Origin of the sequence: uncultured Frigoribacterium sp. (assembly GCF_963515265.1) — a bacterium.
Taxonomy (GTDB): Bacteria; Actinomycetota; Actinomycetes; order Actinomycetales; family Microbacteriaceae; genus Frigoribacterium.
Window position 1 is genome coordinate 1 of sequence record NZ_CAUPYL010000191.1, and the last position, 4,873, is coordinate 4,873.

3 protein-coding genes are annotated in these 4,873 nt (G+C 73.0%); 1 reads left to right on the plus strand and 2 read right to left on the minus strand.

Annotated features, from left to right (window positions below; genetic code table 11):
* Positions 1 to 142: 142 nt before the first annotated feature.
* On the minus strand, positions 143 to 385 hold the full coding sequence (locus RWM17_RS12245; protein WP_314104048.1) for a hypothetical protein: 243 nt from the start codon (positions 383 to 385) through the stop codon (positions 143 to 145).
* A gap of 5 nt (positions 386 to 390) precedes the next feature.
* Positions 391 to 4,107, minus strand: a complete 3,717-nt coding sequence (locus RWM17_RS12250) for an AAA family ATPase (RefSeq protein ID WP_314104049.1) — start codon at positions 4,105 to 4,107, stop codon at positions 391 to 393.
* 465 nt (positions 4,108 to 4,572) lie between these two features.
* On the opposite strand from RWM17_RS12250, the gene RWM17_RS12255 reads away from it, so the two are divergent.
* The coding region (locus RWM17_RS12255) for a hypothetical protein (protein WP_314104050.1) at positions 4,573 to 4,873 on the plus strand (301 nt) is incomplete at its 3' end.

Consider the following 4,873-nt stretch of genomic DNA (forward strand, 5'->3'; position numbering starts at 1 on the left):
CCCTCCCTCACCGGGAGCGGCGGGCCGTCGTCGCGGGCGGCGGGCCGACGTCGCTGGCGGCGGGTTCCCGTGGCCCGCGGCGGGCGGGCGCTGACCAGCCGTCGGCGACGGGAACCCGCCGACATCAGACCCTGAGCCGGGGTCAGCCCCAGTGCGGCGGCACGTCGTCGCGGAGCTGACGGTCGTTCTCCCCGGACGCGTTCCGAGGAGGCTCGGGTGCGGGGGCAGGATCGCTGCCGGGCACCGGATCGGTCGAGACCCGACGCCCGCCGCGACGCCGCACCACGAGCGGGGCCGACGCGACCGTCTCGACGACCGCAGGGTCGTCGGCGGGCCGACCCGCGCCTCCCGCGTGACCAGCGTCGGGGTCGCGTGCGCTCGTCATCGCGGTCAGAGCCGGTTGACGTGCTGGCGGGCCGACAGCGTCGGCACCTCCTGCGTGCGCGACCCGTCGATGCCGAGCACCTCGGCGACCCGTGCGGCCACGGAGTCGGGATCGGTGAACAGCTGGAAGGCGTGGACCCGGACGTAGTGCCAGCCGAGGCGGCGCAGCGTCTCCGGCCGCGCCCGCAGCGACTCGCGGAGGCTCGTGCGCGACAGCGTCGTGTCCGTCTCGATCGTCACGCAGACGCCGTCGTGCGCGGCGACCAGGCCCAGCTTGCCGCGGTGCCCGAGCGCGACGGGGATGCCCTTCGCCTCGAGGCGCCGTGCCAGGTCGACGAGCATCGGGTCGGAGTCGTCCGGCACGTGCTCGGCGCTCGTGCGGGCCTGGACCTCGGTCAGGATCTCGGACAGCGCGACGGTGCCGTGTCCCATGCGTCCGCCGTCGATGTCGTCGGGCTGGAAGCAGGTCACGATGATCATCGATCGACGGGCGCGGGTCATCGCGACGGCGAGCAGGCGCTCCCCGCCGGGCTGTCCGAGGGGCCCGAAGTCACTGAGGACGCGTCCGTGCGGGGTGCGTCCGTAGCCGATGGAGAAGATCACGTGGTCGCGGCTCTGCGCGACGCTCTGCTCGAGCGTCGCGACCATGAACGGCTCGCCCCGGTCGCCGACGACGAACTCCGTCAGGTCCTTGTGGCCGGACACCGCCGTGAGGACGGCCTGCTGCACGCGCACGGCGTGCTTCGCGCTCGCGGTGATGACCATGAGCGACTCGGCCGGCCGGGTGCGCGCGTGCTCGACGACGAGCGAGACGACGCGGTCGACCTCGGCGTCGACGCTCTCGACGGCGCCCGACTCGGGGTCGGGCACGGCCGTGCCGCCGGAGACGTAGTCGAGCGCGATGCTGCCGTGCCCGAGGAAGCTGCCGGCCCAGGGCAGCGACTCGATGCGCCCGCCGTAGAAGCGGCGGTTGACGAGCTCGGCCAGGTCTTCTCCGCCGGCGCGGTAGCTGCGGGTCAGCGACAGGGTCGGCAGCAGGGTGGAAAGGCGGGCGAGGGCGCTGTCGGCGTGCAGGGCGTCGAGCTCTGCCTCGTCGTGACGAGGCGGCTGCTTGCCCGGCGTCACGGCGATGTCGAACTCGGACGGCGTCTGCGTCACCGGGTCGCCGAAGGCCACCGTCTGCTTGCCACGGCGGATCGCCCCGACGTTCTCGGCGATGGTCGTCGCGCCGGCGTCGACGAGCACGACCGTGTCGAACGGCACCGTGTCGGCGATGGTGTGCACCTCGTAGGGCGAGGCCAGCCAGACGGGGGCGATGGCGCGGGACAGGTGCGGCGCGGCGTCGTGCAGCAGGCGGGCGGTGAGGTGCGGCTGGCGCAGCAGCGCCTTGAGGGCCGACGCCTCCTCCGGCCAGTCGACGAGACCGATCTTCCAGTTCTCGGCGAGCTGCCAGCCGAGCAGCTGCGCGCTGCCTGCCGCGTGAGCCTCGTCGACGAGCCGGAAGTCGGCCTCGAGCCGGTCGAGCATGGCGGTGTTGGCCCCGAGCAGGGCACGGTCGGCCTCGAGCAACGACTCGAGGGCCGAGCGCCACCAGGCGAGCTCGAGCTCGGCGGCGACCTGCTGCTCGGGCACGTGGCGGTTCGCGAGGTCGGTGATGAGCGGCGCCAGCTCGAGGTCGCGCAGGGTCGTCATGAGCTCGGTGCGCTCCTGCAGGTTCTGCAGCACGTCGCTCTCGGCCGCGAGGTCGCGCAGCCTCGGACCCAGCTCGGCGACGCCGATCTGGGTGAGGCTGTCGTCGCCCCGCAGGCCCAGGGGCGAGTCGAGGCGCTCGAGGTCCTGGCTGACCTGCTGGTGCAGCACGTGCGCGTCGGCGATGCCCGTGGGCACCTCGGGCGGCGTGCCCGCGACCACGTAACGCTGCCACGCGATGCGCTGCTGCTGGATGCGCTGCAGGGCGCTGTGCAGGTCGGCGATGTGCACCCCGGGCCGCACGTATTCCTTCGCGAGCTTCTTGAGGCGACGACGGTTGGCGCTCGACATGTCGGGCGCCTCGCGCTTCGGCGCGGTCGCCGCGACGAGCTCGGCGACGGAGCGGTCGAAGACCACGGGCTGGAACTTGTCGAGCGTGTCGCGGATCTCGATGAGGAGGCGCAGGTAGACGCCCAGCTCGGCCACCGACTCGAAGGGGCGCATCCGGGTGCTGCCGATCACCTCCTGCGCTCGCTCGAGCAGGCGGGGCAGGTCGCGGTGGTGCAGGTTCTTGGCGAGCTGGTGGGCGTCGCCGGCGCCGAAGGAGTCGGTGAACCGGGCGCCGTACCAGGGCGAGTCGCCCGGGCCGTAGCGGAACTCGCCGAGGTTGGCAGCGTTGACCATCGTCTCGGCGACGCGGCGACGGCCGTCGACCATCGCCTCGACGCTGCGGCGGCTGAGGCGCGCAGTGGTCGCGGGAGGCGCGGGCAGCAGGGCGAGCCGCGACAGCTCGGTGAGGCAGTCGAGCACCGAGACGCGGAGTCCGTCGTCACGTCGGCTCAGGGCGCCGCGGTAGTCGACGAGCACCTTGCGGAGGCGCACGAGCGCGTCGTCGACCTCGCCCATCTGCGGGTGAGTGGCCTTCTCGTCGCGGCTGATGGCGCGGATGACGTCGCGGCGCAGCGTGGTCGGCGACACGGCGACGCCGGGCAGGCCGATGTCGGCGAGGCGGGCGGTGATGCCCCGCAGGGAGGCGCGGCGAGCGCTGACGACGAGCACCCGCTTGTTCTGCGACACGAGTCGCCCGATCGCGTTGACGATGGTCTGCGTGCCGCCGGTGCCCGGCAGCGTCTTGACCACGACCGAGGCGCCGGCCGCGATCTGCGCGACGACGTTCTCCTGCTCGGGGTCGGCGTCGAGCAGCAGGGTGTCGGTCTCGGGGCTGCGCTCGTCCTGGGGCGTCGCGGTGGTCGGGCGGTACCCCTCCTGCACCTGGCGGATCGCCATGGCGTTGCCGCCGAGCGCGTCGAGCACGGGGTGGCCGAGCTCGCGGGCGTCCAGCGCCATCTCGGTCGAGACCTCGGCGAAGGTCGACACCACGAGGCGTGGCTGCACGGTGAACCAGTCGAGGTGCGCCGTGAGGCCACGGAGGCGGTCGATCACGGGGTTGGGCGTGAACGCGCCCTCGCGGCTGGCGAGCGCGACGAACGCGTCGGCGTCGAGGGAGATGTCGAACTGGTCGTGCAGCGCGTCGGAGAGCGCCGGGTTGAGGAACGGCTCGCCCAGCAGCTTGACCTCGAAGTCGCGGCCGTGGCGCCGGATGGCGAGCGGGCGGAGCAGGACGGGCGCTCGGTGGTCGAGGCCGGCGAACGACCACGCGGCGACGCCGATGGCGAGGTGGACGGCGTCGATGCCGCGGACGGTGCTCAGCTCGAGGCCCTTCGCGGCGATCTCGCCGGCGGCGACGCGGGCCGTCCGGAGCGCGAGGTCGTCGCGGATGAGGCTCGAGAGCAGGGTCGTCTTGCCGGTGATGAACTGGGCGAGGCCACCGGGGTGGGTGGTGCTGAGCTCGATGCGGGCGCGCTGCTCGTCGCCGAAGTGCAGCAGGGTGGAGGTGCCGCCGACGACGCCGAGCTGGTCGCGCCACCCGGTGCGGGACGGCTCGGCCACGTTGCCGACCGCGAGGCCGGGGTCGCCGAGGCTCACCGTGCCGGGGGACGCTGCTCCCCCGGGCGCGCCCGTCGGGACGGCCACGGAACTGGTCCCGTCGTCGTCGTCGTCATGCTGTCTGTCGGCGCGCCACACACGGCCACCTTAAGCCGTCGTCACCGTGATCCGCCTCAGGACGGGCGGGTCGGCGGCGACTGGGCGACCGCCTCCTGCGCGCCGGGCCGTGGTCTCCGTCGTCACGATCGACGCGCGACACGTGTGGTCATGTCATCGGACGTGGTACGACGCGTGGCGCGCCGCGTTCGGCGCATCATGATGACACGTCCTCATATGTGACGCGCCGTCCGCGTCGGCTCATGTGTAAGGCGCGGCAGGCCTCGCATGGTCACAGAACGAGCGAGATCGTGCTCGTCATCACATATTTCTATCTATATCTGCTCAGGTGAGGTGGGAGTGCAGTACCGTCGGCGTCAACGGTCCTGTGGTGACGACGGATGCGCCGTCACCACGTGGCTGCTCCCCCGCCCTCCTCACGACCGGAGAAACGACATGCCCTTCGAGCAGAAGTACACCGACGAGACGCGCGAGCAGTCGCTCGCCCGCGTCCTGGAGCGCCGCGAGGCGGAGCCCGGCAACCGCGCCATCATCCGCGAGACCGCCGAGCAGTTCGAGGTCGGCGAGCAGTCGCTCCGTGGCTGGATCCGCGCCTGGGAGAAGGCGAACGCCCCCGCGGCGTCCGTCATCGCCGAGGAGGCGGCCGACACCGCCGAGGACGGCTCGGCCGTGCGCACCGACGGTGACGCGCAGGAGGAGCCGGCCGCCGCGCCGGCGCCCCGGCGCGGTCGTCCGC

What these genes read in the sequence shown, in the direction of transcription:
- RWM17_RS12245 (WP_314104048.1), bottom strand. Translation starts at nt 385, where the DNA reads ATGACGAGCGCACGCGACCCCGACGCTGGTCACGCGGGAGGCGCGGGT.